The sequence below is a fragment of the Ralstonia mojiangensis genome (genome assembly GCF_023955645.1).
GTDB classification, from domain to species: domain Bacteria; phylum Pseudomonadota; class Gammaproteobacteria; order Burkholderiales; family Burkholderiaceae; genus Ralstonia; species Ralstonia mojiangensis.
Window position 1 is genome coordinate 25918 of the sequence record NZ_JAMXHU010000004.1, and the last position, 25242, is coordinate 51159.

Here is a 25242-nt window from a genome sequence, read left to right on the forward strand (position 1 = left end):
GTAGCCGCTCAGAACAATTTGCGATAAACCACGAAGCCCGACTTGTCCGCCAACGTGTCATACAACCGCATGGCGGTCGCGTTGCTTTCGTGCGTCTGCCAATAGACGCGCGGCAAGCCATCGGCCTGCGCGCGACGGTAGACCGCCTCGATCAAGGCCCGGCCCACGCCCTGCCCGCGCGCGGTCTGCGCCGTAAACAGATCCTGCAAATAGCAGCTCATGCCGATTTGCGTGGTGCTGCGGTGGTAGAGGAAATGCACGATGCCGAGCAGCTCGCCGCCACGCTCGGCCACCAACGCGTAGACAGGCTCCGCTTCGTCGAAGAAGCGCTGCCATGTCGTCTGCGTGACGATGTCGGGCAGGGCCGTCTCGTCCGCGCGGCCATAGAAGGCGTTGTAGCCATCCCAGAGGGGTTTCCAGGCGGCAAAGTCGTCTTGGTGGATGGGGCGGATCAGCAGGTCGTCGGGCGTAGGCATGGTGGGCTGAATGGGTGGCAACGCTCCGGCATTCTGCCAGCCGGCTGCTCCACATGCAGCCGGCTTTCCTACTGATGGCTTAGCGCGGGCCGAGCGCCGACAGGTCGACCCCGTCTTGCACCAACTCGTCCTGGACCTTGTGCTGGGCCGCGTCGTTCGGCGAGCCGTACCCGAAGACGGTGTGAAGCCCCGGCGGTATGTGTTGCTGCACAAACTCCTGCGTGTGCTTGTCCGCTGTGTCCAACACTCTGGTCTTGTACAAGTAAGAGAAATCACGGTCGCCGTTGAGCAGTGCCGTCGACGTGTCGTTGGCGGCGTCTAGAACGCGTGCGGCATCACTGACGCGGTTCATGCCGCCGACCAGCTCCGTCTGCAGTTGTTGCGCATTCGCCTGTCTCTGCGGCGCATTGACCGGTAAGCCAGCCTCGCGCAGCGCCTGTGCCGCGGCGGCGGCATCGATGAACTGCCCGGTCACAACGCTGATTGTCTGTGCAGCACGGTCAGCGTCCAATCCGGGGTTGCCGCCCCGGTCAAACGCTTGCTTAACCGGATCGGCAATTTTCTCCGCCGCAGCCGCCTCGCTCTGGTGGTACTCCAGATACTGGCCCCAGTCGGTCCGAGAAGAGTCGCCCGAGTACACCTCAATATTGGCCCTCTGTACCGTGCGGCTGGTAGCGCCGATCTTCGTCGTGACGGCATCCACGAGAACTTTGACGCCACTCTTTCCAACATCACCCAGCGCACCGTCCTCGAGATACGAGTCAAGGTTACGTAGCGCGACCGTGGCGTCCTGCTCGTCGACCATCGCGTGGCCCACTCGCGTGCGAGCTGCATCAATATCGGTGTCGCTCGGATCAGCCGGCAGATTAAGGCGATCCCGATCCCACCATTGCGCATTGCTGTCTTTGGTGGCCCGGCTGGCCACGACCAGATCCTGCACGCTCACCGTTGGCGAAGCTGCTTCATTCACAAACTTCTTCAGCGTCTCCAGGCAATCCGGGATGCTGGGCCGCATTTGCACCGCCTGATACCCAGGGCCGTGGCCGTCGATCATCATCGTCATGCTGTTTCCTTAGCGTTGAGAATCAGATCAGCGTAAAGGCACGGCGCGCTGATGTTGACTACGCCAACTCGTGCCTGCACGCCTTGTCGGCTGCCATGTGCGGCCCACGCCATTGGAACGTCCATGCGCGCTCACACCCTAGGGATTGTCCGCAGAAGAACCGCCGAGGAAAGAAAGTTTGATGAAAGCATCGACCCTCTACAGTGCGCTCCATGGCCCGGTCACGACCCGGTATCGGGCAGTGCGATCTCCACGCACATCAGCGTCACCACGATAAGGGTCGGGTGTTGTACCAGCCATATCGCCGGACCCAACGGGATGTCAGTCCGGCGTCCGCTTCAATCGGTCTTTCCTGCTGTCAACCTTGCGGCCCACCGTCCTCCCGGTGGGCTGTTTTCTTTTCAGGGTTGCGCGGGGGTCGGCAACACCAGGCGCTGCGTCAACCGCTGCACCGTCGGCGCGGCGATCAATACGATGGTGAAGGCAGCCGGCCAGGCCAGCACGAAGGCATGTGCCCAGCGGGCGAGAAAGTCAGAGCTGATACCGGCGTTGATCCAGCCGATCCAACCAGTCATGAGCAGCGACATCAGGCCGGACATCAGCCACGCAAAAATGACACGAAGACGTGTGGGAGTAGAGACGGGCATCGACATGGCGGTTCTCCTTGCAAGCCATCAAATGTGATTGACGGTATGCTAGACAACCGCGCTTCAAGAAACTATAGACGTTTATTGAAACTTAAATTCCGAAAATGGAATCATGCTCGACGATTTGGCCCTCTTTGTTTCCATCGTGGACCACGGCAGCCTGCAAGCCGCGGCCCGTCACGCCAACTTGCCGCCCGCCACGCTGACACGGCGTCTGCAGAAGCTCGAAACCTCGCTCGGTTGCCAGCTTCTGCTGCGCAGCGCCCGCAGCCTGAAGCCGACGCCGGAAGGCCAGCTTTACTACGAGCAATGCCGCCCGCTGCTGACCGCGCTTGCGCAAACCACGGCCACGCTTGACGACGATCTCAATCAGGTGAAGGGCACCCTGCGCGTGCTGGCGCCACTGAATCTGTCGCGCGGGCTGCTCGCACCTGCGTACGCAAGCTTCATGGCGACGTGGCCCGAGATTCGCCTGGAGCTGTCGCTCAGCAACCGCAATGAAGACGTGTGGCGACATGGCGCCGATCTTGCCATCCGCGTCGGCCAGCAGGACGACCCGAAGTTGCGGCAGCGCCGGCTGGGTGTCATCGGGATGGTGCTGGTGGCGTCGCCCGCGTACGTGGCCGAGCATGGCGCGCCGACACATCCGCATGAGCTTCAGGCGCACCAGTTGTTGGTGTCGTCGCCACTCTCGACATGGCGCTTCACCTCACCCGACGGTGAGGAAACCATCGAACTGCAGCCTCGTGGACGCTGCGACCTGAACGACATCGAACTTGGCGTGACGCTGGCCGAAACAGGCCTCGGCCTGCTGTACTGTCCGCACACGCTCTGCCATCCGGCGCTGAAGGCAGGCAGGCTGGTGCGCCTGCTGCCCGAATGGCGCACGCCGCAGCGACCCATCTACGCGGTGTGGCCGCAGCAGCAGTTGCCACGCAAGGTGCGTACGTTGCTGGAGCATCTGGCGGCCTTCGCAGCGGCCACGCCCTTGCTGCAGGCAGATGCCGTGCCGAGTGCTTCCCACACTGTTTGAAACGGGTAAAAACACGCGTTGCCGCATCGCCCGATCACCCCGTAGGCTGCAGGGAATTCCACCACGCCATTTTCACTGGAGACCCGATGCACAGCAGCCACGTGGTGCGCTCCGGCGACATTCGTCTACATGCCCGCATGACGCAGCCGGCCGACGGTTCGGCGCGGCACCGCCCTGCCGTGATTCTCGTGCATGGCTATCCGGACGACAGCTCGGTCTGGCACGGCGTGCGCGATACCCTGGCGCGCGATCGCCGCGTGCTCACCTTCGACGTGCGCGGTGCCGGGCTCTCAGACGCCCCGGCAGATACCACCAGTTACCGCATCCCCCAATTCGTCGACGACCTTGCCGCCGTGGCTGATGCGCTGCTGCCCGGCGAGCGCTTCCATCTGGTCGGTCACGACTGGGGCTCCATCCATAGCTGGGAATCGGTAACGACCGATCGGCTGCGCGGGCGCATCGCGTCGTACACGTCGATCTCGGGCCCGTGCCTGGACCACGTCGGCCACTGGATGCGCACGCAGCTCGATGCCGGCAGCTGGACGGCCAAGCGCGCGGTCTGGAAGCAGCGGCTGCAATCCTGGTATGTGGGCTATTTCCACTTGCCACTGGTGCCGGAATGGTCGTGGCGGCTGTGGGTGGCGCGCGCTTGGCCGTGGTGGCTGCACAAGACGGAAGGCATACGCATCGAAGCGCCGCGGCCGACGCTTGTGCGCGATGCCTGCAATGGCGTGCGCATGTATCGCGCAAATTTTCGGGACCGCCTCGCCCGCCCGCAGGCGCGTGCACCGCATGCGCCCGTGCAGCTCATCGTGCCAACGCGCGACCGGTACGTCAGCCCCGCCGTTACGCGCGCTGTAGAGGCCTGGGTGCCCCACTACTGGCGCCACGAGGTCGATGCCGGCCATTGGCTGCCTCTGCGTCGCCCCGACTGGGTGGCGGACTGCATCCGCTGCTTTGCCGACTATGTCGAATCAGGCCACGAGCCCGCCGAATTGCGGCAGGCCCGCGTGGCCGGCACGCTCGCACCCACCTGACGCAACTAGAGCATTGTGCCCAACGCAAACGTTGACGCGCGTGTAACACACTGTAATCATCGTCCGCCACAACGCTGACGGTGCGCCATGACCTGGCGCCCGGACGGCTCGAGCCGCCGCTTCGCGCAAACCGCGTCGCCGGCCATCGATACAAGAAACAGGGACAAGACGATGAAAAGCAAGGTCGTGGTGTACGGCCCGCTCTACGGGAAGTGGTACGCAATCCTGGTCAACGACGGTGTGGCCGCTGAATCCAACCAGTTTGGCTCGTACGAAGCCGCCATGGGTTTCGCGTCACGCCGGTATCCGGAGCTTGAGCAGGAGCGGCAGCCCTACGCGCGGGGCCGCGAAGAAAGCGAGGACGGCAGCGACAGCCGGGAAGCCGCGCCCATCTGAACGGGAACGCGTCGGGCGGCATTTGCGCCGCCCGTGCCGGCCACAGCGTCAGTGGCCCGCGCCGCAAAAGCGGCCGGCGATCCACTCGAAGACGCTGCCTTCACGCAGCGAGCGGCTCTGTGCCTCGTCGCCGTAGTGGATCTGGTAAAGCGGCTTGCCGCCGGCATTGCGCGCACGATAGAGCGTTTGCGCAATCACCGTGTAGCTATGCCGCGCGCAATCGAGCACCACTTGTTTGACCGACGAGCGGATCGGCTGTCCATCGGCCGTTTTGATCGTGAAGTCGGGCAGCACGTTGCGCAACAGCCGGAAGTGCACGGTGTGCGAATCGGCATCCGCCTCGGCGCCGGGCTGCGGCTTGACCGATTGCCGGTCGATATACGACACGATGCCGTTGATGCTCTCGAACCGGCGCCAGCGGGAATCCGCACTGGCCGATTCAAGCGCGGGTGCCGCACCGCCCGAAACGGCTTGCGCGGACGCTGTCGGCACAGCGGCCGACGCAGATACGGTTTGTGCGGATACGGGCATCGCTGCCCACTGCGCGGCAACCAGAGCGGTCGCCGCGATGGCGCTTTGCCAGCGCCAGCCTCCTGTTTTCATGGGATGTCTCGCCTCGCTACAAAAACTTAGCGGGCGATTCTACCGCGCTGGCGCAGCCGCTTACATCACATCTGGCCGACGGGCTCGGCAACGTCCACGCCGGCAAAACGCAGATACAGCGTGCGCAGCGCCTGCGTGAGGGGGCCGGGCTGGCCGTTGCCGATCTGTACGCCGTCAATGGACACCACCGGCATCACAAACGTCGACGCGCTCGTATAGAACACTTCGGCGGCTTGCTGGGCTTCGGCCACGGTGAAGGTGCGCTCCTCCAGCGTCAGGCCATGTTTGCGCGCCAGCGCCAGGATCGACACGCGCGTGATGCCCGGCAGCACGGCGTTCGACAGCGGACGCGTGATCAGGCGCTTATCGGCGGTGATGATGAATGCGGTGGACGACGCGCCTTCGGTCACGCGGTCGCCATCGGTCATCCAGGCTTCATGCGCGCCAGCGCGGGCAGCGATCTGCTTGGCCATCACCTGCGGCAATAGGCCCACGCTCTTGATATCGCAACGCTTCCAGCGCAGGTCGGGCACCGTCACCACGGCTGCGCCCTTCTTTGCGAGCGGGCTGTTGACGATGGACTTGACCTGCGTGAACGCCACGGCCGTCGGCGTGATGTCAGCCGGGATGCCGAAATCGCGCTCGGCCACGCCGCGCGTGACCTGCATGTAGACCACGCCCTCGTCCAGCCCGTTGCGCGCCACCAGCTCTTCGCACACGCGCGTCCATTCGGCGGCTGTGTACGGGTTATCGATGCCGATCTCGGACAGCGAGCGGGTCAGGCGGGCGAGGTGCGCGTCGTTGTCGACGAGCTTGCCGCGCGCAACGGCGGTCACTTCATAGATGCCATCGGCAAAGGTAAAGCCACGGTCCATGACAGAGACGGTGGCTTCGGCGGCCGGCACGTATTGGCCGTTCAGGAAGATGATTCGGGACATGCTGTGAGAAGGAATTCAGGCGCGGGCGGGACTGCCCTGCCAACGAATCTACAGGATACGTGCGCCATGCCGCGAATACCGATGCGTGCCCACATTATGCGAAAACAGCATGATGCGCGGGACACGTCCGGTAAACTCTGCCGTTTCTCGGCCAGTCGCGCGCCCATGCCCGAACTCACCATCCGTCCGATCGTTGCAGACGACCTGCCCGGCATCCTCGCCGTGCAGCAGGCGTGCTACGGCGGCGGGTTCCTGGAACCGGGCGATGCGCTTGCCAGCCGCTGGGCGCGCAGCCCGGCCATGTGCCTGGTCGCACTGCGTGGGTCTGAAGTGGTCGGGTACCTGCTCTCGCATGCTTGGCACGCATGGACGCCGCCCAAATTGCACGCGCCGCTGCCCGCCGCGGACGCGGTGGATGTTCTCTGGTTTGTGCACGACATGGCCATCGCACCCGGGGGCCGTGGCCAGCGTTTGGGCGAGCGGCTTTACGCCCTTGCATCCGTCAGCGCCCAGGCACAGGGCCTCCGGCAATCCCGGCTTGTGGCGGTGCAAGGCGCGGATGTCTTCTGGCGCCGCCTTCGTTATCAATCCATCGACATGGATAGTGCAGCGGCGGCAGCCCTGCGCGCCGTCTACGGCGAAGACGCTGAATTGATGGAACGCGCATTGCCGTGAGCGGCCATCGCGTCACTCCGTTACAATTTGCAACACCCGTATATCTTCTGTAAGACTGCGCGCGCCCCGTTCAACTACAGTGCGTCGTCTTGAGGAATTTCCACATGCATAAGAACTTCGCGCTGTACGTGCTGGCAGCCGTAGCGGCGCTGTCGTCGCAGGCGGCCCTCGCCCGCGTCAATGTCGACATTGGAATCGGCGTGCCTGTCGCGCCCGTTTATGTCGAGCCGGCGCCGGTCTATGCCCCCGCTCCCGTGTACGCACCGCCCCCGCCGCCGGCCTACTACGCGCCGCCACCGGTCTATGTCGCGCCGCAGCCGGTTATCGTGGCGCCTGGCTACTACGACGATGGCCGCGGCCGCGAATGGCAGGAACGCCAATGGCGCGAACAACGCTGGCGCGAGCGTGAGTGGCGCAAGCACCATCGTCACGACTACGACGATTGATCCTGCGCACGGCCGCGCTCAGGCGGCCTTCTTCGCCAACCCCAGGTAGGTCTCGATCACGCGCGGGTTGACGGCCAGCTCTTGCGCCGGCCCCTCGAGCGTCATGTCGCCCGTTTCCAGCACGTAACCGTAGTCGGCCACCTGCAGCGCGGCGCGTGCGTTCTGCTCGATCAGCAACGTCGCCACGCCGGTTTTGCGCAGGTCGCTGATGATGTGGAAGATCTCTTTGACGATGAGCGGCGCGAGACCAAGGCTCGGCTCATCCAGCATCAGCAACTGGGGCTTGGCCATCAAAGCGCGGCCCACGGCAAGCATCTGGCGCTCGCCGCCGGAGAGCGTGCCGGCTTCCTGCACACGACGCTCTTTCAGGCGCGGGAACAGGTCGTACACCACTTCCATCTGATCGAGATAGTTGCGCTCGCCCGCCCGCTTACGGCGGTACGCGCCGAGCACGAGGTTGTCTTCCACACTCATGGTGGCAAACAGCTCGCGCTTTTCCGGAACGAGGCAAATGCCGCGTGCCACGCGCTTTTCCACCGGCAGACCGGTCAGGTTGTGACCGAGGTACGAGACCACGCCGCTGGCCGACCCGATGGTCGGCAGTGCGCCCATGATGGCGCCGAGCATGGTCGATTTGCCCGCGCCGTTCGGGCCGATGACGGTCACGATCTGGCCCGCGCCCACCTTCAGGTTGGCGCCATGCAGCGCCTCTACCTTGCCGTAGCGGACGTGCAGGTCCTTCACTTCCAGGATGATCGACATGCGCGTTCTCCTTATTCCACGCCGCCCAGGTAGGCTTCCAGCACCGCGGGGTTCTGCTGCACTTCTTGCGGCAGCCCTTCGGCAATCTTGGTGCCGAATTCCATGACGACTAGCCGATCGGTGAGGTTCATGACGAAGTCCATGTCGTGCTCGACCAGCAGCACGCTCATGCCTTCGGCCTTGAGCTTGGTGAGCAGCGCAGCCAGCGCCTGCTTTTCCTTGTAACGCAGGCCGGCGGCCGGCTCATCGAGCAGCAGCAGCGCCGGGTCGCAACACAGCGCACGGGCAATTTCCAGAATGCGCTGCTGGCCCAGTGCCAGGCTGCCGGCTTCCTGGTACATGCAATCGGCCAAGCCCACGCGTTCCAGTTGGCGGCGCGCTTCAAACAGCAGCTTCTGCTCTTCGGCTTGGTTCATGCGCACCACGCTGGCAAGCACGCCGCCCTGCGCCGCGAAGTCGCCGCGCAGGTGGGCGCCGAGCGCTACGTTTTCCAGGACGGTCATGCCCGACAGCAATTGCACATGCTGGAAGGTACGGCCGATGCCGCGTTTGACGATCTCGCGCGACGGCTTGCCGCTGATGTGCTCGCCACGGTAGAGCACCTCACCACGCGTGACTGGCAGCACGCCTGTCACGAGGTTGAAGGTGGTCGACTTGCCCGCGCCATTGGGGCCGATCAGGCCGATGATTTCGCCAGCTTTCACTTGAAAGCTGACGTCGTTCACGGCAACAAGGCCGCCAAACTCCTTGCGTGCGGAGCGTACGTCGAGGATCAGCTCGCCAGCTTGCGGCTTCTCGCGCTGCTTGAGTGCCGGTGCTTCGTCGGGTGCACACGCCGTGGGTGCCGATGGAAACAGCTTGCGAATGAACGGCCAGACACCATCGCGCGCGTACTGCAGCAACAGCACCAGCAGCACGCCGAACACGATGATCTCGAAGTTGCCGTTGGAGCCCAACAGCTTCGGCAGGACGCTCTGCAGGCTGTCTTTCAGGATGGTCAGCAAACCCGCGCCAAGCACCGCGCCCCACACGTGGCCCACGCCACCGACCACCGCCATGAACAGGTATTCGATGCCGTAGTTCAGACCGAACGGCGTGGGGTTCACCGCGCGCTGCAGATGCGCATAGAGAAAGCCCGAAATGCACGCCAGCACCGCCGCAAACACGAAGATCACCACCTTCATCCACGCGGTGTTCACCCCCATCGCCTCGGCCATCGTGCCGCCGCCCTTGAGCGCGCGGATGGCGCGGCCTGGGCGCGAATTCAGCAGGTTCTGCACGGCCAGCACAGCCACGACGACGACGGCCCAGATCAGGTAGAACATCTCGCGCCCGGTCTGCAGCGATTTACCGAGCACGTTCAGCACGGGAATGCCGTTCAGCCCGTCGTATTTGCCCAGAAATTCAAGGTTGCCAAACAGGAAGAACAACGAGAGGCCCCACGCAATCGTCGCCAGAGGCAGGTAGTGGCCCGACATGCGCATCGTGATCAGGCCGATCACATATGCACTGACCACCGTAATCACCAGCCCCGCCAGCAAGCCGATCCACGGCGAGACGCCATACTGCGTCGTCAGATACGCGGTGCTGTACGCACCCAGCCCAACGAACGCCGCTTGCCCGAACGAGGTCAGCCCGCCCACCCCCGTCAGCAGCACCAGCCCCAGCGCGACGAGGCTATAGAGTCCGATGTAGTTCAGCAGCGTGATCCAGAACTCGGGCGTGGGCACGATGGGGATCAACGCAAGCACAATCACAAACAAGGCGGTCAGCACGCGGTTGCGCGAAAGCCAGCCGCGCTGCGCTGCGCCTTCGGAAGATTTGGTCAGCGTGTTCATCGGCTTATTCCTCTTCCTCGACATGCTTGGTGGTGAGCGATCGCCACAGCAGTACGGGAATGATGAGCGTGAACACGATCACCTCCTTGAACGCCGACGCCCAGAACGACGAATACGACTCCAGCAACCCCACCAGCAGCGCACCCAGCGCCGCCACCGGATAGCTCACGAGCCCGCCCACGATCGCGCCCACAAACCCCTTCAGACCGATCAGGAAACCGGACTCGTAGTAGACCGTGGTGAGCGGCGCAATCAGGATGCCGCACAGTGCGCCCAACGCCGCTGCCAGCGTGAAAGCCAGACGCCCCGCCTGCGTGGTCCCGATGCCGACCAGCCGCGCACCCAGGCGGTTCACCGCCGTCGCACGCAGCGCCTTGCCCGACACCGTACGACCAAAGTAGAAGTACAGCGCCACGATCATCAGCACCGATACAGCCACCACCCACAAGCTCTGGCCTGACACGGTGAGCGCACCCAGATCAAAGCGCGCATCGGAAAACGCATCCGTGCGCGAGCCCTCCGCGCCGAACATCACAAGACCAAGGCCCACCATCGCAAAGTGCACGCCCACCGAAACGATCAGCAGCACGAGCGTGCTGGCTTCGGCCAATGGCTCGTAGGCCAGTCGGTAGATCATCGGGCCCATCGGAATGACGATCAGCAGTGTCAACGCGACCTGCGCAAGCATGGGCAACGTCATCGGTGCAAGCATGCTGGCGGCGATGTACACCGCAATCGGAAAGACCAGGTATTTGACCGCATAGATGGCACCCGTGCGTAGCGCATGCAGGCGCAGCTCGGGCTGCAGCAGCGTGCGGCCCATCTCGACGAGGAACGTCAGCACGCCCAGCGCAACCAGCATGCTGGCCGAGAGCGGCGCCTTGTTGGCCTGGATGGCCGCCAGCGTGAGCGCGCCGTACGCCACGAATTCGCCCTGCGGGATGAAGATCACGCGCGTGACAGAAAACACCAGCACGAGCGCCAGTGCCAGCAGCGCGTAGATCGCGCCCGATGTCACGCCGTCTTGCGCCAGGATGGCGGCAATCGACAAGTCCATGAAGCTCCTCGTTCTTGTAGTCGTGGAGTTCGCGCCGGATGTGAACCGGGCGAGGGGGCGCCACGAGTTACGAGATAGTAAATTTCTTACGACAGGATGAAATTGGCGACAACCCTAACGCGTCGCTCTGCTCCGCCGGTTGCTGGCCTTGGCAGGGCTGACCGCGGGCGACTGCAACATGGCAGACAGGCGCATCACGAACGTGCGCAGCGTGTGCTCCAGCTCGCCACCGCGCTGCGCGTGAAACAGCGGTTGCAGATTCAGTGCAATCAACACCAGCACAAGCTGCCCGCGCGCACCGAACACCGGCAGCGATAGTGCGTTCACCCCCGGCAGCAGGCTACCCGTGACCCACGATGCGCCTTCGGTCCGGACGTCTTCACACAAACGGTAGTAATCGGTAAGCGAACGCGGCAGGCCGGGCAGGTCGTCGCTGGCACGCTCGTGCAGCTCGCGTTCCACCAGAGGCAGCGTCTGCTCCATCGGCTGATAGGCGCCGAACAGACGGCCGGTGGCGGAATTGAGCATCGGCAAGACATCGCCGATGCGCAGGTTCACGCCAGGCGCGCCACCGGCCTTCTCCCAATGCACAACGGTCGGGCCACGATCGCTCCAGACGGCAATGCCAATCGTGTGACCGGTCTGGTCTCGCAAGCCGGCAAGCAACGGCCGCGTGCGGACAATGGCATCGGAGCGGTTGAGGCTGGCCAGACCCAGGCGCAGCGCAAACGGGCCGAGTTCGTAACGCCCGGTCAGCGGGTCTTGAGAGACCGCGCCCACGCGCTGCAGGCTCACCAGATAGCGATGCGCCTTGGACGGATGCATGCCCGCCGCACGCGCCAGATCGCCCAGCGCCATCGCCCGCATGGCACGCGTCAGCGCCACCAGTAATTGAGAGCCGACTTCGATGGATTGAATGCCCGAGCGGTCACGGCTTGCACGCGCGTCTTCTGCATCGCCATCGGGTGGCAGGTCGTCTTCGACTTCCGGAGTCTCCATGTCTTGGGGGCGCATTGGCTGGGGCTGAGCCGACAAAGTGCTGCGAGCGTAGCACGCAGCTTCGCCTCGACGGCCAGTTTTTGATTTTTATGCATTGTATAAATAATGCTTCTAATCATAATTCACGTATACCCTAAGCGCATTCCCAGACCCTGCGGTCTATGATTGCCAGCGTCCGGCATGGCTTGGTATCGGCACGCCCCAACCCAAGCTTTCGGCCTGAACACGCTCAATAAAAATTTCCCCAACCGTAATTCACTACACCAGGAGTGACAGAATGGCCAAAGCCTTCGCCTCGCAAGCCGACCTCGAGGCCAAACAAGTCACCTTCACCCAGCTCTCCCCCAACGCTTACGCCTATACCGCCGAGGGCGACCCCAACTCGGGCGTCATCATCGGCGACGACTCGGTGTTGATCGTCGACACCACCGCCACGCCGGCGATGGCGCAAGACCTGATCGCACGCATCCGCGCCATCACCGACAAGCCGATCAAGCACGTGGTGCTTTCGCACTATCACGCCGTGCGCGTGCTCGGCGCGTCGGCGTACTTCGCCGAAGGCGCGCAGAACATCATTGCCAGCCGCGGCACGTACGAGATGATCGTCGAGCGCGGTGAGGCCGATATGAAATCGGAAATCGAACGCTTCCCGCGCCTGTTTGCCGGCGTGGAAACCGTGCCGGGCCTGACTTGGCCGACGCTGGTGTTCGAGCGCGAGTTGACGCTCTTCCTCGGCAAGCTGGAAGTGAAGATCCTGCACCTCGGCCCCGGCCACACGAAGGGCGACACGGTGGTGTGGATCCCGTCGCAGAAGGTGCTCTTCTCCGGCGATCTCGTCGAATACGACGCCGCCTGCTACTGCGGTGACGCACAGCTTGAGGAATGGCCCGCCACGCTCGATGCGCTACGCACGCTCGGCGCCGACAAGCTTGTGCCGGGGCGTGGCCCCGCGTTGCTCAATCCGGCCGAGGTCGACAAGGGGCTCGCCTATACGCGGGATTTCGTGTCCACGCTGCTGCAACGTGGCAAGGAAGCCGTCGCGCAGAAGATGGACCTGAAGGCCGCCATGGCGCACACCCGCGCGGCCATGGACCCGAAGTTCGGCAGCGTCTTCATTTACGAGCACTGCCTGCCGTTTGACGTGACGCGCGCCTTCGACGAGGCCAGCGGCATCAAGCACCCGCGCATCTGGACCGCCGAGCGCGACAAGGAAATGTGGGCCGCCCTGCAAGGCTGAACATGAATCCCGACTTCCAGAATCGCGTCTTCGCGTATGCGCCGTGCGCCGAGCAGCAACCCGGAGCGGCAACTGAAGCTCGCCCCGTCGTTATCGTCGGCGCAGGGCCGGTGGGGTTGGCCACAGCCATCGATCTCGCGCAGCAGGGTGTGGCCGTGGTCGTTGTCGACGACGATTGCACGCTGTCTACCGGCTCGCGCGCGATCTGCTTCTCCAAGCGTTCGTTGGAGATTTTTGATCGACTCGGCTGCGGCGATTGCATGGTCGACAAAGGCGTGAGCTGGAACGTCGGCAAGGTCTACCTGAAGAACGAACTGCTCTACAGCTTTGACCTGCTGCCCGAAACCGGACACCGCCGGCCGGCGTTCATCAACCTGCAGCAGTACTACGTCGAAGGCTTTCTCGTTGAACGCGCGCAAGCCTTGCCGAACATCGAGCTGCGCTGGAAGAACAAGGTGACGGGCCTCTCACAGGATGCCGATGGCGTGACGCTCACCATCGAGACGCCCGACGGCACGTACGAGCAGCGCGCGCAATACGTTGTGGCCGCCGACGGCTCGCGCAGCCCGGTACGACACATGATGGGCCTCGAAGCGCGTGGCCAGACGTTCAAAGACCGCTTTCTGATCGCCGACGTTCGCATGGATGCGCCCTTCCCCAGCGAGCGTTGGTTCTGGTTTGACCCGCCGTTCCATCCGAATCAGTCAGTACTGCTGCACCACCAGCCCGACAACGTCTGGCGCATCGATTTCCAGCTCGGCTGGGACGCCGACCCCGTGGCCGAGAAGCAACCGGAGCGCGTCATCCCGCGCGTGCGCGCGCTGCTGGGGGAACGCGTCGATTTCGAGCTGGAATGGGTCAGCGTCTATACGTTCTCGTGCGAACGCATGGACCGCTTCCGCCACGGCCGCGTGCTCTTTATCGGCGATGCGGCACATCGGGTGTCGCCGTTCGGCGCACGCGGCGCCAACAGCGGCTTGCAGGATGCCGAGAACCTCGCGTGGAAGTTGCGCATGGTGCTCGACGGCGATGCGCCCGACGCGCTGCTCGACACCTACGCGAGCGAGCGCGAGTTCGCCGCCGACGACAACATCCGTCACTCCACCCGCTCGACCGACTTCATCACACCCAAGAGCGCAGTGAGCCGGCTTTTTCGCGATGCCACGCTGCGCTTGGCCAAGCACTATCCGTTTGCGCGGACGCTGGTCAACAGCGGTCGGCTGTCCATGCCGACCGTGCTGGAAGGCTCTGCATTGCAAACAGAAGATGAAGCGCCCTTCGCCTGCGCACTCGTGCCCGGCGCGGTCGCACTTGACGCGCCGGTGCGCAATGCCGATGGCCGCGCCGATTGGCTCCTCAGTCATCTGCACGGCGGCTTCATGGCGCTACGTTTCTGCGGTGCGGGAGAACACGTCGATGCGCTGCCGCTGCCCACGCTGGCAATCTTCCCGGTTGGCGGCATGGGCACGGTCTCTGCCAACGTGACCGCGCTGGAAGACATCGACGGCCTGGTCGCGCAACGCTATGACGCGCGCCCCGGCACGACCTACCTGATCCGCCCAGACCAGCACGTCTGCGCACGCTGGCGCGCGCTTGAGCCTGCCAAGCTGGCCGCTGCGTTGCTTCGTGCCACCGGGCAAACCGCGCCTGCGGAAACGCCGCACGCCACTGTCTCCGCCTGAGCTGAATACCGACCGCCATGCCGCTGAACACGCAACCCAATCTGCCACGCCCCGATGATTTTTACGAAGCGCTGATCGACGCGCATCGCAACCTGGACGACGAGCACAGCGCGATGCTCAATGCACAGCTCATCCTGCTGCTCGCAAACCATATCGGCGACATGGCGGTATTGCGTGAAGCGCTGGCGGCGGCGCGACTTGCATTGCCGGCGGCAACAGCAACCTGAGCGCCATCGCGTTTCAACAATCCAACACTTACGCTTGATCGTACTTGCGACTGCGCAAAGTGCGGTGCTAGTATCCGCCCCGCTTACCGATCAACCATTTTGCATAGGAGGAAAAAACATCATGCGTCACCTTGCTTTCCCCTTTGCAGGCCCTTGCCTGGGTTGATCGAATCTCCCGCGCTGTAGTTCACAGCGTCTTCGCATTGCCCCGGCCTACGGCCTGCCACATCAGTTTTTTTTCAGACCTGATATGGACCATTCATGGGCAATTGCATCTTGCATTTGTTCGACGGCGTCTCCCTGATCGCCTCGGACGACACCTGGATCGAAGGCGACGCGATCCGACAACTTCAAACCACCAAAGCACTCGACGGCATGCGCCATGTGGCCGGCATGCCTGATCTGCATCCCGGTCGCGGTTACCCCGTTGGCGCAGCGTTTTTCTCGGTCGGCCGGTTGTATCCGGCATTGATCGGCAACGACATCGGCTGCGGCATGGCGCTGTGGGCCACCGATCTCGACGCCAACAAGGTCAGCCTGGACAAGCTTGAAAAGCGTCTCGGCAACATCGATACGCCACTCGACGAAAGCTGGAGCGAGCGTGTCGCAGCATTGGCGCCGGCTGGTACCGGCTTCGATGCCGCACTCGGCACCATCGGCGGCGGCAACCACTTTGCTGAGCTACAGCGCGTCGACGAGATTTACGACGCAGAGGAACTGCCGCTGGACCCACGCCAGCTTCTGCTGCTAGTGCACAGCGGCTCGCGAGGGCTCGGCCAGGCCATCCTAGATGAGCACGTGCGCACGTATGGCCACGCCGGGCTCGCACAGGACGATGCGGTGTGCGCCGCCTATCTGGCGCGCAACGACACGGCGCTGTACTTTGCCAAGGCCAACCGCGAACTCATCGCGCGCCGCATGCTCGACCGACTGCACGCTGAGGGCAAAGCGCTGCTCGACGTGCATCACAACTTTGTCGCGCCGGCCACGATATTCGGTGAGCGCGGCTGGCTGCATCGCAAGGGCGCAACGCCATCAGATGCCGGCGTGGTCGTCATCCCAGGCTCGCGTGGGGACTACAGCTACCTCGTCGCGCCACGCCCGAGCGAGCACGGCTTGTTTTCGCTCGCCCACGGCGCGGGCCGCAAGTGGATGCGCAGCGAGTGCAAGGATCGCCTCATCCGCCGCTTCACGCCAGCGCAGCTCAATCGCACCAAGCTTGGTGGCCATGTCATCTGCGAAGACAAGCAGTTGATCTACGAAGAAGCGCCCGAGGCCTACAAGCCGATCGAGAGCGTCATCGCGCCGCTGGTGGACGCCGGCCTGGTGAAAGTGCTCGCGCGTCTGCGCCCGGTGTTGACGTACAAGACGCGCGGGGAGTGCTGCTGATGGTGTTACTGCAACTCTCTTCCGCCCAAGGCCCGGCCGAATGCGAGCTGGCTGTGGTGAAAGCGCTCGCGCGGCTGCAACGCGAAGCCGCAGCCGCCGGCGTCCAACTCGAACTGCTGGAACAGGAGGATGGGGAGCGCGCCGGCACGCTGCGCTCCGCCTTGATCAGCCTGGAAGGCGACTCCGAGAACGCCGTGGCTCATGCATGGGAAGGCACGATCCAGTGGACATGCCCGAGCCCGTATCGGCCACGGCACGCGCGCAAGAACTGGTTCCTTGGGGTGGCGCGCTGTGCGGCACCGTCGGCAACGCTGCCCAGCGAGATCCGCTTCGAGACCACGCGTTCGTCAGGACCCGGCGGGCAGCATGTCAACAAGACGGAATCGGCCGTGCGGGCCACGCATATCGCCACGGGCATCAGCGTGAAGGTGCAGACCGAGCGCAGCCAGCACGCCAACAAGCGGCTGGCCGTGCTGCTGCTCGCACACAAGCTGGCGGACCACGATGCGGCTGCCGATGCGGCACAGCGTGCGCAGCGGCGCGCGCTCCATCACCAGGTGGAGCGCGGCAACCCGCACCGCGCGTTCAAAGGCGAACGATTTGAGCCGGCAGATTAGCGTCCGGCCTGCCGCGTTCCGGCAAGCTGGCCGCGCCGGTACTCACCTTGCCGCTCCAGCATCCAGCCCGGGTATTCGGCCGGGAGTTTGCTCAGCTCATCAAGCTGCGCCAGTTCTTCCGCCGTCAGTTCAACCTTGGTGGCCGCGATGTTGTCGTCGAGCTGCTCAATCTTCTTGGCACCGACGATCACGGTAGTCACTGCGCGTTGGTGCAGCAGCCACGCGAGTGCAATCTGCGCGACCGACACGCTGCGCGCATTGGCCATGACGCGCATGGCATCGACGCAGGTGTAGGCACGCGCCTGGTCCACCGGCGGGAAGTCGAACTTGTTGCGGCGGCTGTCGTGTTCGCCGTGCTGCTCGCGCGTGTATTTTCCGCTGAGCAGCCCGCCGGCCAGCGGGCTCCAGACCATCAGACCCAGGCCTTCGCTTTTAAGCATCGGCACCAGCTCGCGCTCCAGATCACGGCCGGCCACGGTGTAATACGCCTGCAGGCTTTCGAAGCGCGCACAGCCGAGGCGTTCCGCAATCCCCAGCGCCTTGACGATCTGCCACGCCGCCCAATTCGATACGCCCACATAGCGCACATGACCGTGTTGGACGAGCGTGTCGAGCGCACGCACGGTTTCCTCAATGGGCGTGGCGGGGTCGAAACCATGGATCTGATAAAGATCGATATGGTCGAGCTGCAGCCGCTTCAAGCTCGCCTTGATGCCATCCATGATGTGGAAACGCGAAGCGCCGCGCGCGTTCACGCTCTCACCGGTCTGGCCGAACACCTTGGTGGCGACGACCACGCTGTCGCGCGACACCTTCAAGCTCTTGAGCGCCTGCCCTGTCATCTGTTCAGCGACACCGTTGGCGTACACATCAGCCGTGTCGATGAAATTGATGCCGGCGTCGAGCGCCCGCCCGATCAGGCGCTCGGCATCGGCTTGCTGTAAATCGCCAATGTGCTGCCAGATGCCGTCGTTGCCGCCGAAGGTCATCGTGCCGAGGCACAGCTCCGAAACGAACAGGCCGGTCCGGCCCAGTTGGTTGTAACGCATGTGATCGACTCCAATACGGTGGGAATGGAATGCTGAGCGCACAGGCTCAGATGCGGGAAACAACGCAGAGGATAGGACGGACTGGCTGATCCTGCAGAGCGCTCAGTCGGACGCAGGGTGATGGCCCAGGCGCGAAGAGATGGCCGCCCCTGCCTGCTGCAGCAGCGCAACGTAATGCGCCTTGGTATCGGCGCCGCAACGCATGGTCGGGAACGAGATCGACAACCCGGCAATCACACGGTCAAAGCGATCGAACACCGGCACGGCAATGCACAGCAACCCGTCTTCCTGCTCTTCGTTGTCTTCGCCAAAACCTTGCTGGCGCACGCGCGGCAGGATGCTCAGCACGGCCTCGGCAGAGGCGAGCGTCTTCTGCGTGGACTTCTTGAACTCGACCTTCGACAGCACCTCGCGCGCTTCTTCCGGCGGCATGTACGCCAGCAGCACCTTGCCGATGGCCGTGCTGTGCAGCGGATTGCGCCGGCCGATGCGCGACTGCATGCGCAAGCCGTAATCGGCATCGATCTTGTGGATGTAGATGATGGCGTCTTCGTCAAACGCGCCGAGGTGGACGGCCTCGCGCGTGAGTTGACCGATGCGGCGCATTTCGGTGTCGGCCTCGCGGACGAGGTCGACGTTTTCCAGCGCTTTCGCGCCAAGCTCGAACAGGCGGATGGTCAGCCGGTATCGATCGGTGTCACCTTCCTGCGCCACATAGCCGAGGCTTTTGAGCGACTGCAGGAAGCGGTGAACCGTCGTCTTGGACATACCAAGGCGCTGCGACAGTTCGCTCGGGCCAACGGCGCCAAGCTCGCCCATCGCGGCCAGGATGGTGAACACCTTGTCGACCGCCGAGACCGATTCGGCTTTATCGGCAACGGTATCAAGGGGTTCGTTGGCAGACGGGGCTTCCGGCTTGCGTTGCCGGGACGTGGCTTTCATCTCTCGTGGTTCCGTGATTTCAAAATCTGGAGAGAGCATAACCGGTCTCATACCGCGTTCCATCCATCCCCCCGCCGATTTGCCTATCGCGCCAGCCACCCGCCATCCACCGCGAGCGTGTGGCCGTGCACGTAATCCGATGCCGCCGAAGCCAGAAACACCACCGCGCCCGCCAAGTCGTCCGGCACGCCCCAGCGCCCGGCCGGAATACGCGCGAGGATCTCTTCGCTGCGCTGCCGGTCTTCGCGCAATTGCGCCGTGTTGTCGGTTTCCATGTAACCGGGTGCGATGGCGTTGACGTTGATGCCCCGCCCCGCCCACTCGTTGGCCAGCAACCGGGTGAGACCCAGCACGCCGCTCTTCGACGCCGTGTAAGACGGCACGCGAATGCCGCCCTGGAACGACAGCATCGACGCCACGTTGATGATCTTGCCGCGCCCGCCTTGCTGCACGAATTGCCGCGCCACTGCCTGCGAGAGAAAGAACACGCCCTTGAGATTGACGTCGATGACGGCATCCCAATCGGCTTCGGAAAATTCCAGTGCGTCGCAGCGGCGAATGATGCCGGCATTGTTGACGAGGATGTCGACGCGGCCGAAGGTGTCCATCGCGGCTTCCACAATGCTGCCGATCGGCTCCAGCGAAGACAGATCGGCGCGCACGTCGACGAACTGGCGGCCGGCCGCTTCCACGCGCGCGGCCGTCTCCGCTGGGTCGGAGCGGTTGGCGCCGACGATGTCGCAACCAGCCGCCGCGAGCGCCGTCGCCATGCCCGCGCCCAACCCCGTGTTGCTGCCGGTGACGATGGCCACCTTGCCGGTCAAGTCGAACAGGCTTGCGCTCTGGAGATAGGGATTCTCGAGCCGCATCGTGTCAGCGCAGGTCGGCAATGGCGATGTGGTCCATGTCGTGGAACACCTGGTTCTCGCCGACCATGCCCCAGATGAAGGTGTACGCCTGCGTGCCCACGCCCGAGTGGATCGACCAGCTTGGCGAGATCACGGCCTGCTCGTTGTGGACGAGGATGTGGCGCGTCTCCTGCGGCTCGCCGAGCATGTGGAACACGGCGGCGTTGTCCGGCAGGTTGAAATAGAAATAGACCTCCATGCGGCGCTCGTGCGTGTGGCACGGCATGGTGTTCCACAGGCTGCCGGGCTCCAGCTTGGTCATGCCCATCGAGAGCTGGCAGGTGGGCAGCACGTCCGGCACGATGAACTTGTAGATCGTGCGCCGGTTGCTGGTGGCCGGGTCGCCCAGCGTTTCGGGCGACGCCTGCGCCAGCGTGATCGTGCGCGTCGGATAGGCCGTATGAGCCGGCGCGCAGTTGATGTAGAACTTGGCGGGCCGCGCCGCATCGTCGCTGCCGAAGACAACGTTCTGGCCGCCCTGGCCGATGTAGATCGCCTCTTCGTTGCCGACGGCGTGCCGGGTGCCATCCACTTCCACCCAGCCCGGACCGCCAATGTTGATCGCGCCCAGCTCGCGGCGCTCCAGCAGATGGCTCACGCCCATCGACTTGGCGAGCGATGCCGGCACCTCCACCGGCCGCGTTGCCGGCCACGCGCCGCCAACGATGATCCGGTCGATGTGGCTGTACGTGAGCTGGAGCGCATCGCGCTCGAACACCTGCTCCACCAGAAACTGGCGACGCAGCCCGGCCGTATCGAGGGTTTTTGCGTGTTCGCTGTGGATTCCTTGCCGCACTTCCATGCCATTTCTCCGTCGGGATGCGCCGGCATCCGCGTGTGCTGCCGGCTGTTTGGGTTGGATTGAAGCACAAAAACCAACAATACGGAACGTCGATCCATATTTTTGATGAGACACCAAGATGCAGCGAAATAGCGCTGCACCGCACACATTTGCGCACTCGGGTAAACGATAAATCGGCCACGATGAAAAATATGGAACATCGTTCCAAATCATCCGCTATAGTCACTCCACGATGTTGGACCCCAACCAACCGAGCACATAGAGGCTCACGGAGGAGACGTGAAGATCAAGAAGGCGATTGACCGCATTCCGGGCGGGCTGATGCTCGTGCCGCTGCTCCTGGGCGCATGCGCGCATACGTTCGCACCCGATGCCGGGAAGTACTTCGGCTCGTTCACCAACGGCCTGATCACCGGCACGGTGCCGATCCTGGCGGTGTGGTTCTTCTGCATGGGCGCGACCATCGACCTGCATGCCACCGGCGTGGTGCTGCGCAAGTCGGGCACCCTGCTCGTCACGAAGATTGCCGTGGCGTGGCTGGCGACGCTGGTGGCTGCGCAGTTCATTCCGGACGAAGGCATCAAGACCGGCATCCTTGCCGGACTGTCGGTGCTTGCGATCACCACGTCGATGGATATGACCAACGGCGGACTCTACGCCGCCGTCATGCAGCAGTACGGCACCAAGGAAGAAGCCGGCGCATTCGTGCTGATGTCGATCGAATCGGGGCCGCTGGTCAGCATGTTCATCCTGGGCGCAACAGGCATTGCCGTGTTTGAGCCACGGCTGTTCGTGGGCGCGGTGCTGCCGTTCCTGATCGGCTTTACGCTAGGCAATCTCGACAGTGAACTGCGCGAGCTGTTCGGCCGCTGCGTGCATCCGCTCATTCCGTTCTTCGGCTTTGCGCTGGGCAACGGCATCGATCTGCACGTGATTGCCAAGAGCGGCCTCCCGGGCCTGCTGCTCGGCCTGACGGTGATCATCATCACCGGCGTGCCGCTCATCCTCTCCGACAAATTCATCGCCGGCGGCAATGGCGCTGCTGGGTTGGCGGCATCGTCCACGGCCGGCGCGGCGGTTGCCAACCCGGCCATCATTGGCGAGATGATTCCCAAGTTCAAACCCATGGTGCCGGCTGCCACGGCGCTGGTGGCCACGGCGTGTCTCGTCACGGCGATTCTCGTGCCGATCCTGACCGCGATGTGGGTGCGGCGTGTGGGCCGTGCGGCGCCGTTACCCGAGCCGGAAGCCGCGGGCCTGCCGCCGCAGGCTGCGCACCGCGAAGCCCATTTCTGACCACGCCTGCGATGCACCGCACACCAGACCAGAGAGGAGATTGCCCATGCCGTTGCACACGTTTGTCCGCCGCATTGCGAGCGTTGCCATGACCGTCGCCCTTGCGGCCGGCGGCGCCCTCGCCCATGCCGCCACCGATGCCGATACGGTTGCGCAGGCCGTGGAACACATGCGCGTCGCCATGGTTGCCAGCGACGGCGCCACGCTCACCAAGCTGATCGAGAACGATCTGACCTACGGCCACTCGTCGGGCAAGCTGGAAGACCACGCAGCCTTTCTCAAGGCGCTGGACGGCACGAATTCATTCAAGTCGATTGCGCTGACCAACCAGACCGTGCAGATCAACGGCGACAACGCGTGGGTGCGCCACGTGTTCGACTCCGTCAACAACCTGCCCGACGGCAAGACCAGCACCGCGCATATCGGCGTGCTGCAGGTATGGAAGAAGCATCCGGACGGCTGGCGCCTGTTTGCGCGCCAAGCCTATCTGCTGCCAAAAGAATGAGCGGCGCCGCTTTCCCAGGGCGCCGCCTGGCGGGCAAGACCGCGCTTGTGACAGCCGCTGCGCAAGGCATCGGCCGTGCCTGCGCAGAGCGCTTCGCCCGCGAAGGCGCCCGCGTGATCGCCTCCGACCTGCGCATCGATGCGTTGAACGATGTGCCGTTCGACGTCCGCCGACTCGACGTGCGCGATTCCCAGCAGGTCAATGCGCTCGCTGCCGAGCTTGGCGGCATCGACATCCTATTCAACTGCGCAGGCTTCGTGCACGCCGGCTCGGTGCTGGAGTGCGATGAGGATGCGTGGGATTTCTCGTTCGACCTGAACGTCAAGTCGATGTACCGCACCATCCGCGCGTTTCTGCCGGGCATGCTGGAACGCGGTGGCGGCAGTGTCATCAACATGTCGTCCGCCGCGTCGAGCATCAAGGGCGTTCCGAACCGCTTTGTGTATGGCGCATCGAAGGCCGCGGTGATCGGATTGACCAAATCCGTGGCGGCAGACTTTGTGTCGCGTGGTATCCGCTGCAATGCGATCTGCCCCGGCACGGTGATGTCGCCATCGCTCGCGCAGCGCATCGACGAACAAGCTCGCGTGCAGGGCAAACCACGCGCGGAAGTCGAAGCTGCGTTTGTCGCACGTCAGCCGATGGGGCGCCTCGGACAACCGGAAGAAATTGCCGCGCTGGCCGCCTATCTGGCTTCCGACGAAGCCGCCTTTACGACCGGGCAAGTCCACCTGATCGACGGCGGCTGGTCAAATTGATACCTTGATGCCCTTCCCCCAACCGATTTGAGCCTTTCATGAAACTGCTGCGCTTCGGCCCTAACGGCCAAGAGAAACCGGGCCTGCTCGATGCAACCGGCACCCTCCGCGATCTGTCGGGCATCGTCGACGACATTGCTGGCAACGTGCTGTCGGACGCATTCCTTGCCAAGCTGCGCGAGGTGGACCCCACCACGCTGCCGGCCGTCAGCGGGCAACCCCGCATAGGCCCGTGCGTCGGACGCGTCGGCAAGTTTGTCTGCATCGGGCTGAACTACGCCGACCACGCTGCGGAATCCGGCCTGCCGGTGCCTGCCGAGCCGGTCGTCTTCAACAAATGGACCAGCGCCATCTGCGGCCCGAACGACGACATCGAAATCCCGCGCGGCTCCGTCAAGACCGACTGGGAGGTTGAACTGGGCGTGGTGATCGGCAAAGCCGCCAAGTACGTCGACGAAGCCAACGCGCTCGACTACGTGGCGGGCTATTGCATCGTCAACGACGTTTCCGAGCGCGAATGGCAAATCGAGCGCGGCGGCCAGTGGGACAAGGGCAAGGGCTTCGACACGTTCGGCCCGCTTGGCCCATGGCTGGTCACCCGTGACGAGGTGCCCGACCCGCAGGCGCTGGACCTCTGGCTGGAAGTGGACGGCCACCGCTACCAGAACGGCAATACACGGACGATGGTGTTTGGCGTGGCGCAACTCGTGGCGTATCTGAGCCGCTGCATGAGCCTGCAGCCGGGCGATGTCATCTCGACGGGCACGCCACCGGGCGTGGGGCTGGGCATCAAACCCAGCCCGGTCTATCTCAAGCCGGGGCAGACCGTGCGATTGGGCATTGCCGGCCTGGGCGAACAATTGCAGCGCACGGTCTCGGCAGACTGAGGCCTAGCTCTCCAGCTCTGCAAAGCGCTGCGCGACCACGTTGCGCAGCCACTGGTTGCCGGCGTCCTGATGGAAGCGCCGGTGCCAGAACACATTGGTCTGCAACGCCGGCAGCTTGAGCGGCGGTGCAACGAACTCCAGCCCAAACGGCGGCGCCGCGCGCTCGGCCAGCTTGCGCGGCACCGTCACCACCAGATCGGTCGTGCTGACGATATACGGTACCGCCACGAAGTGCGGCACGGAAAAACGCGCCGATTGCGTGATCCCCGCCTTGTCCAGCAGCGGCCCGATGGCGTTGTAAGGGCTGGCCGAACTCGCCACCACGAGGTGCGACGCAGCGCGAAAGCGCTCAAGCGTGAGCTTGCCCTCCGACAGCGCATGGCCGCGCCGGAACATCGTCACGTAATCCTGCTGGAACAGGCGGCGCTGGAAGATGCTCTCGCCGGAAAGATCATCGAACGCGCCGATGGCCAAATCGACGGCGCCTGCCTCCATCCCCGCCTTCATATCGAAGCCGCCGGCCCGCATGGTGTCGATGCGCACGCCGGGCGCCTGCTCGGCGCACAACTGCGCCAGCACCGGCATGAAATACACCTCGCCGACGTCGCTCATGGCAACAGTGAAGGTGCGCGTGGAAGTGGCGGCTTCAAAGTGCGTGCGCTGGCCGAAGGCGCGTTGCAGCGTGTCGAGCGCCGTGGCAACCGGTTCTGCCAGTTGCTCGGCAAGTGCGGTCGGCATCATGCCGCGCGGCGTGCGCACGAAGAGTTCGTCGTCGAAGGTCTGGCGCAGGCGCGAGAGCGCGTTGCTCACTGCCGGCTGCGACAAGCCAAGCCGCTCGGCCACGACGGAAATGCGCTTTTCGCGCAGGATTTCCTGAAACAGGACCAGCAGGTTTAGATCGACATCCCGCAGGTTCAGCATGGCGGTGTCTCAACATTCATAAAATCAATAGCATGCATTCTCGCATTGATAT

Annotated in this window: 28 protein-coding genes; 14 read left to right on the forward strand and 14 right to left on the reverse strand. The window is 64.0% G+C overall.

All coding sequences use genetic code 11. The annotated features are described in order from the left end of the window. Positions 1 to 8 precede the first annotated feature (8 nt). The 3 genes from NG898_RS16730 to NG898_RS16740 all read right to left on the reverse strand — a co-directional run bounded on the left by NG898_RS16730 (position 9) and on the right by NG898_RS16740 (position 2192). Positions 9 to 476 (reverse strand): GNAT family N-acetyltransferase, encoded by a 468-nt coding sequence (locus NG898_RS16730; RefSeq protein WP_252693496.1) that lies wholly within the window; start codon positions 474 to 476, stop codon positions 9 to 11. Positions 477 to 555: 79 nt separating this feature from the next. Then, positions 556 to 1539 carry a hypothetical protein gene (locus NG898_RS16735; protein ID WP_252693497.1) on the reverse strand — a complete coding sequence of 328 codons (984 nt, stop codon included), beginning with the start codon at positions 1537 to 1539 and terminating at the stop codon, positions 556 to 558. Positions 1540 to 1940: 401 nt separating this feature from the next. Then, the gene (locus NG898_RS16740; protein WP_252693498.1) at positions 1941 to 2192 is read right to left on the reverse strand and encodes a DUF2798 domain-containing protein; all 252 of its coding nucleotides are present in this window, start codon (positions 2190 to 2192) and stop codon (positions 1941 to 1943) included. A 106-nt stretch (positions 2193 to 2298) separates the two neighbouring features. Between NG898_RS16740 and NG898_RS16745 the strand changes: the two genes are divergently transcribed. From NG898_RS16745 to NG898_RS16755, 3 genes are all read left to right on the forward strand, one after another. Further along, complete coding sequence (locus NG898_RS16745; RefSeq protein WP_252693499.1) at positions 2299 to 3219, forward strand: LysR family transcriptional regulator; 921 nt, start codon at positions 2299 to 2301, stop codon at positions 3217 to 3219. 86 nt (positions 3220 to 3305) lie between these two features. After that, on the forward strand, positions 3306 to 4256 hold the full coding sequence (locus NG898_RS16750) for an alpha/beta fold hydrolase (RefSeq protein ID WP_252693500.1): 951 nt from the start codon (positions 3306 to 3308) through the stop codon (positions 4254 to 4256). 171 nt (positions 4257 to 4427) lie between these two features. Then, positions 4428 to 4652 (forward strand): hypothetical protein, encoded by a 225-nt coding sequence (locus NG898_RS16755; RefSeq protein ID WP_092971371.1) that lies wholly within the window; start codon positions 4428 to 4430, stop codon positions 4650 to 4652. A gap of 48 nt (positions 4653 to 4700) precedes the next feature. Here NG898_RS16755 and NG898_RS16760 read toward each other — a convergent pair whose 3' ends face one another. Together NG898_RS16760 and NG898_RS16765 are read right to left on the reverse strand one after the other, a co-directional pair. After that, on the reverse strand, positions 4701 to 5255 hold the full coding sequence (locus tag NG898_RS16760; protein ID WP_252693501.1) for a surface-adhesin E family protein: 555 nt from the start codon (positions 5253 to 5255) through the stop codon (positions 4701 to 4703). 65 nt (positions 5256 to 5320) lie between these two features. Continuing rightward, positions 5321 to 6193, reverse strand: a complete 873-nt coding sequence (locus NG898_RS16765) for a D-amino-acid transaminase (protein WP_252693502.1) — start codon at positions 6191 to 6193, stop codon at positions 5321 to 5323. A gap of 165 nt (positions 6194 to 6358) precedes the next feature. Between NG898_RS16765 and NG898_RS16770 the strand changes: the two genes are divergently transcribed. Together NG898_RS16770 and NG898_RS16775 are read left to right on the forward strand one after the other, a co-directional pair. Next, on the forward strand, positions 6359 to 6868 hold the full coding sequence (locus tag NG898_RS16770; RefSeq protein WP_252693503.1) for a GNAT family N-acetyltransferase: 510 nt from the start codon (positions 6359 to 6361) through the stop codon (positions 6866 to 6868). Positions 6869 to 6972: 104 nt separating this feature from the next. Further along, positions 6973 to 7314: a hypothetical protein gene (locus tag NG898_RS16775; protein WP_252693504.1), complete on the forward strand. Its 342-nt coding sequence runs from the start codon at positions 6973 to 6975 to the stop codon at positions 7312 to 7314. A gap of 18 nt (positions 7315 to 7332) precedes the next feature. Here NG898_RS16775 and NG898_RS16780 read toward each other — a convergent pair whose 3' ends face one another. The 4 genes from NG898_RS16780 to NG898_RS16795 all read right to left on the reverse strand — a co-directional run bounded on the left by NG898_RS16780 (position 7333) and on the right by NG898_RS16795 (position 11970). Continuing rightward, entirely contained in the window at positions 7333 to 8076 is a 744-nt protein-coding gene (locus NG898_RS16780; protein ID WP_252693505.1) for an ABC transporter ATP-binding protein, read from the reverse strand. Positions 8077 to 8087: 11 nt separating this feature from the next. Then, positions 8088 to 9914, reverse strand: coding sequence for a branched-chain amino acid ABC transporter ATP-binding protein/permease (locus tag NG898_RS16785; protein ID WP_252693506.1), 1827 nt, complete (start codon positions 9912 to 9914; stop codon positions 8088 to 8090). Between the two features lie 4 nt (positions 9915 to 9918). Then, positions 9919 to 10971, reverse strand: a complete 1053-nt coding sequence (locus tag NG898_RS16790) for a branched-chain amino acid ABC transporter permease (RefSeq protein ID WP_045206519.1) — start codon at positions 10969 to 10971, stop codon at positions 9919 to 9921. A gap of 114 nt (positions 10972 to 11085) precedes the next feature. Further along, on the reverse strand, positions 11086 to 11970 hold the full coding sequence (locus tag NG898_RS16795) for an IclR family transcriptional regulator (protein ID WP_252693507.1): 885 nt from the start codon (positions 11968 to 11970) through the stop codon (positions 11086 to 11088). Between the two features lie 277 nt (positions 11971 to 12247). Here NG898_RS16795 and NG898_RS16800 point away from each other — a divergent pair, with 277 nt between their 5' ends. The 5 genes from NG898_RS16800 (at position 12248) to prfH (ending at position 17122) form a co-directional block, all read left to right on the forward strand. Next, complete coding sequence (locus NG898_RS16800) at positions 12248 to 13207, forward strand: MBL fold metallo-hydrolase (RefSeq protein ID WP_252693508.1); 960 nt, start codon at positions 12248 to 12250, stop codon at positions 13205 to 13207. A 2-nt stretch (positions 13208 to 13209) separates the two neighbouring features. Next, positions 13210 to 14889 carry an FAD-dependent oxidoreductase gene (locus NG898_RS16805; RefSeq protein ID WP_252693509.1) on the forward strand — a complete coding sequence of 560 codons (1680 nt, stop codon included), beginning with the start codon at positions 13210 to 13212 and terminating at the stop codon, positions 14887 to 14889. A 17-nt stretch (positions 14890 to 14906) separates the two neighbouring features. Then, positions 14907 to 15116, forward strand: coding sequence for a DUF2783 domain-containing protein (locus NG898_RS16810; protein ID WP_045206515.1), 210 nt, complete (start codon positions 14907 to 14909; stop codon positions 15114 to 15116). Between the two features lie 261 nt (positions 15117 to 15377). Next, a complete protein-coding gene (locus NG898_RS16815) occupies positions 15378 to 16505 on the forward strand; it encodes an RNA ligase RtcB family protein (RefSeq protein ID WP_252693510.1) in 1128 nt (375 codons plus the stop codon). After that, positions 16505 to 17122 (forward strand): peptide chain release factor H, encoded by a 618-nt coding sequence (gene prfH, locus NG898_RS16820; RefSeq protein ID WP_252693511.1) that lies wholly within the window; start codon positions 16505 to 16507, stop codon positions 17120 to 17122. Before NG898_RS16815 ends, prfH begins: the two co-directional genes overlap by 1 nt. Here the strand turns inward: prfH and NG898_RS16825 are convergent. From NG898_RS16825 to kduI, 4 genes are all read right to left on the reverse strand, one after another. Continuing rightward, a complete protein-coding gene (locus NG898_RS16825; RefSeq protein WP_252693512.1) occupies positions 17119 to 18171 on the reverse strand; it encodes an aldo/keto reductase in 1053 nt (350 codons plus the stop codon). The genes prfH and NG898_RS16825 overlap by 4 nt on opposite strands. A gap of 102 nt (positions 18172 to 18273) precedes the next feature. Further along, complete coding sequence (gene kdgR / locus NG898_RS16830) at positions 18274 to 19113, reverse strand: DNA-binding transcriptional regulator KdgR (protein ID WP_252693513.1); 840 nt, start codon at positions 19111 to 19113, stop codon at positions 18274 to 18276. Between the two features lie 83 nt (positions 19114 to 19196). Then, the gene (gene kduD, locus NG898_RS16835; RefSeq protein ID WP_252693514.1) at positions 19197 to 19982 is read right to left on the reverse strand and encodes a 2-dehydro-3-deoxy-D-gluconate 5-dehydrogenase KduD; all 786 of its coding nucleotides are present in this window, start codon (positions 19980 to 19982) and stop codon (positions 19197 to 19199) included. A 4-nt stretch (positions 19983 to 19986) separates the two neighbouring features. Next, the gene (gene kduI, locus NG898_RS16840; RefSeq protein ID WP_252693515.1) at positions 19987 to 20823 is read right to left on the reverse strand and encodes a 5-dehydro-4-deoxy-D-glucuronate isomerase; all 837 of its coding nucleotides are present in this window, start codon (positions 20821 to 20823) and stop codon (positions 19987 to 19989) included. Between the two features lie 279 nt (positions 20824 to 21102). On the opposite strand from kduI, the gene kdgT reads away from it, so the two are divergent. Genes kdgT through NG898_RS16860 form a run of 4 tightly spaced genes read left to right on the forward strand, consistent with a single transcriptional unit; the run spans position 21103 to position 24269 of the window. Then, the gene (gene kdgT, locus NG898_RS16845; protein WP_252693516.1) at positions 21103 to 22119 is read left to right on the forward strand and encodes a 2-keto-3-deoxygluconate transporter; all 1017 of its coding nucleotides are present in this window, start codon (positions 21103 to 21105) and stop codon (positions 22117 to 22119) included. 46 nt (positions 22120 to 22165) lie between these two features. After that, entirely contained in the window at positions 22166 to 22624 is a 459-nt protein-coding gene (locus tag NG898_RS16850) for a nuclear transport factor 2 family protein (RefSeq protein WP_252693517.1), read from the forward strand. Next, positions 22621 to 23382 carry an SDR family oxidoreductase gene (locus tag NG898_RS16855; protein WP_252693518.1) on the forward strand — a complete coding sequence of 254 codons (762 nt, stop codon included), beginning with the start codon at positions 22621 to 22623 and terminating at the stop codon, positions 23380 to 23382. The genes NG898_RS16850 and NG898_RS16855 overlap by 4 nt, the downstream gene beginning before the upstream one ends. Positions 23383 to 23420: 38 nt before the next feature. After that, positions 23421 to 24269 carry an ureidoglycolate lyase gene (locus NG898_RS16860; protein ID WP_252693519.1) on the forward strand — a complete coding sequence of 283 codons (849 nt, stop codon included), beginning with the start codon at positions 23421 to 23423 and terminating at the stop codon, positions 24267 to 24269. Positions 24270 to 24272: 3 nt separating this feature from the next. On the opposite strand, the gene NG898_RS16865 is transcribed toward NG898_RS16860, so the two are convergent. Beyond that, complete coding sequence (locus NG898_RS16865) at positions 24273 to 25190, reverse strand: LysR family transcriptional regulator (RefSeq protein ID WP_252693520.1); 918 nt, start codon at positions 25188 to 25190, stop codon at positions 24273 to 24275. Positions 25191 to 25242 lie beyond the last annotated feature (52 nt).

What these genes read in the sequence shown, in the direction of transcription:
- NG898_RS16730 (WP_252693496.1), bottom strand. Translation starts at nt 476, where the DNA reads ATGCCTACGCCCGACGACCTGCTGATCCGCCCCATCCACCAAGACGAC.
- NG898_RS16735 (WP_252693497.1), bottom strand. Translation starts at nt 1,539, where the DNA reads ATGACGATGATGATCGACGGCCACGGCCCTGGGTATCAGGCGGTGCAA.
- NG898_RS16740 (WP_252693498.1), bottom strand. Translation starts at nt 2,192, where the DNA reads ATGTCGATGCCCGTCTCTACTCCCACACGTCTTCGTGTCATTTTTGCG.
- NG898_RS16745 (WP_252693499.1), top strand. Translation starts at nt 2,299, where the DNA reads ATGCTCGACGATTTGGCCCTCTTTGTTTCCATCGTGGACCACGGCAGC.
- NG898_RS16750 (WP_252693500.1), top strand. Translation starts at nt 3,306, where the DNA reads ATGCACAGCAGCCACGTGGTGCGCTCCGGCGACATTCGTCTACATGCC.
- NG898_RS16755 (WP_092971371.1), top strand. Translation starts at nt 4,428, where the DNA reads ATGAAAAGCAAGGTCGTGGTGTACGGCCCGCTCTACGGGAAGTGGTAC.
- NG898_RS16760 (WP_252693501.1), bottom strand. Translation starts at nt 5,255, where the DNA reads ATGAAAACAGGAGGCTGGCGCTGGCAAAGCGCCATCGCGGCGACCGCT.
- NG898_RS16765 (WP_252693502.1), bottom strand. Translation starts at nt 6,193, where the DNA reads ATGTCCCGAATCATCTTCCTGAACGGCCAATACGTGCCGGCCGCCGAA.
- NG898_RS16770 (WP_252693503.1), top strand. Translation starts at nt 6,359, where the DNA reads ATGCCCGAACTCACCATCCGTCCGATCGTTGCAGACGACCTGCCCGGC.
- NG898_RS16775 (WP_252693504.1), top strand. Translation starts at nt 6,973, where the DNA reads ATGCATAAGAACTTCGCGCTGTACGTGCTGGCAGCCGTAGCGGCGCTG.
- NG898_RS16780 (WP_252693505.1), bottom strand. Translation starts at nt 8,076, where the DNA reads ATGTCGATCATCCTGGAAGTGAAGGACCTGCACGTCCGCTACGGCAAG.
- NG898_RS16785 (WP_252693506.1), bottom strand. Translation starts at nt 9,914, where the DNA reads ATGAACACGCTGACCAAATCTTCCGAAGGCGCAGCGCAGCGCGGCTGG.
- NG898_RS16790 (WP_045206519.1), bottom strand. Translation starts at nt 10,971, where the DNA reads ATGGACTTGTCGATTGCCGCCATCCTGGCGCAAGACGGCGTGACATCG.
- NG898_RS16795 (WP_252693507.1), bottom strand. Translation starts at nt 11,970, where the DNA reads ATGGAGACTCCGGAAGTCGAAGACGACCTGCCACCCGATGGCGATGCA.
- NG898_RS16800 (WP_252693508.1), top strand. Translation starts at nt 12,248, where the DNA reads ATGGCCAAAGCCTTCGCCTCGCAAGCCGACCTCGAGGCCAAACAAGTC.
- NG898_RS16805 (WP_252693509.1), top strand. Translation starts at nt 13,210, where the DNA reads ATGAATCCCGACTTCCAGAATCGCGTCTTCGCGTATGCGCCGTGCGCC.
- NG898_RS16810 (WP_045206515.1), top strand. Translation starts at nt 14,907, where the DNA reads ATGCCGCTGAACACGCAACCCAATCTGCCACGCCCCGATGATTTTTAC.
- NG898_RS16815 (WP_252693510.1), top strand. Translation starts at nt 15,378, where the DNA reads ATGGGCAATTGCATCTTGCATTTGTTCGACGGCGTCTCCCTGATCGCC.
- prfH (WP_252693511.1), top strand. Translation starts at nt 16,505, where the DNA reads ATGGTGTTACTGCAACTCTCTTCCGCCCAAGGCCCGGCCGAATGCGAG.
- NG898_RS16825 (WP_252693512.1), bottom strand. Translation starts at nt 18,171, where the DNA reads ATGCGTTACAACCAACTGGGCCGGACCGGCCTGTTCGTTTCGGAGCTG.
- kdgR (WP_252693513.1), bottom strand. Translation starts at nt 19,113, where the DNA reads ATGAAAGCCACGTCCCGGCAACGCAAGCCGGAAGCCCCGTCTGCCAAC.
- kduD (WP_252693514.1), bottom strand. Translation starts at nt 19,982, where the DNA reads ATGCGGCTCGAGAATCCCTATCTCCAGAGCGCAAGCCTGTTCGACTTG.
- kduI (WP_252693515.1), bottom strand. Translation starts at nt 20,823, where the DNA reads ATGGAAGTGCGGCAAGGAATCCACAGCGAACACGCAAAAACCCTCGAT.
- NG898_RS16850 (WP_252693517.1), top strand. Translation starts at nt 22,166, where the DNA reads ATGCCGTTGCACACGTTTGTCCGCCGCATTGCGAGCGTTGCCATGACC.
- NG898_RS16855 (WP_252693518.1), top strand. Translation starts at nt 22,621, where the DNA reads ATGAGCGGCGCCGCTTTCCCAGGGCGCCGCCTGGCGGGCAAGACCGCG.
- NG898_RS16860 (WP_252693519.1), top strand. Translation starts at nt 23,421, where the DNA reads ATGAAACTGCTGCGCTTCGGCCCTAACGGCCAAGAGAAACCGGGCCTG.
- NG898_RS16865 (WP_252693520.1), bottom strand. Translation starts at nt 25,190, where the DNA reads ATGCTGAACCTGCGGGATGTCGATCTAAACCTGCTGGTCCTGTTTCAG.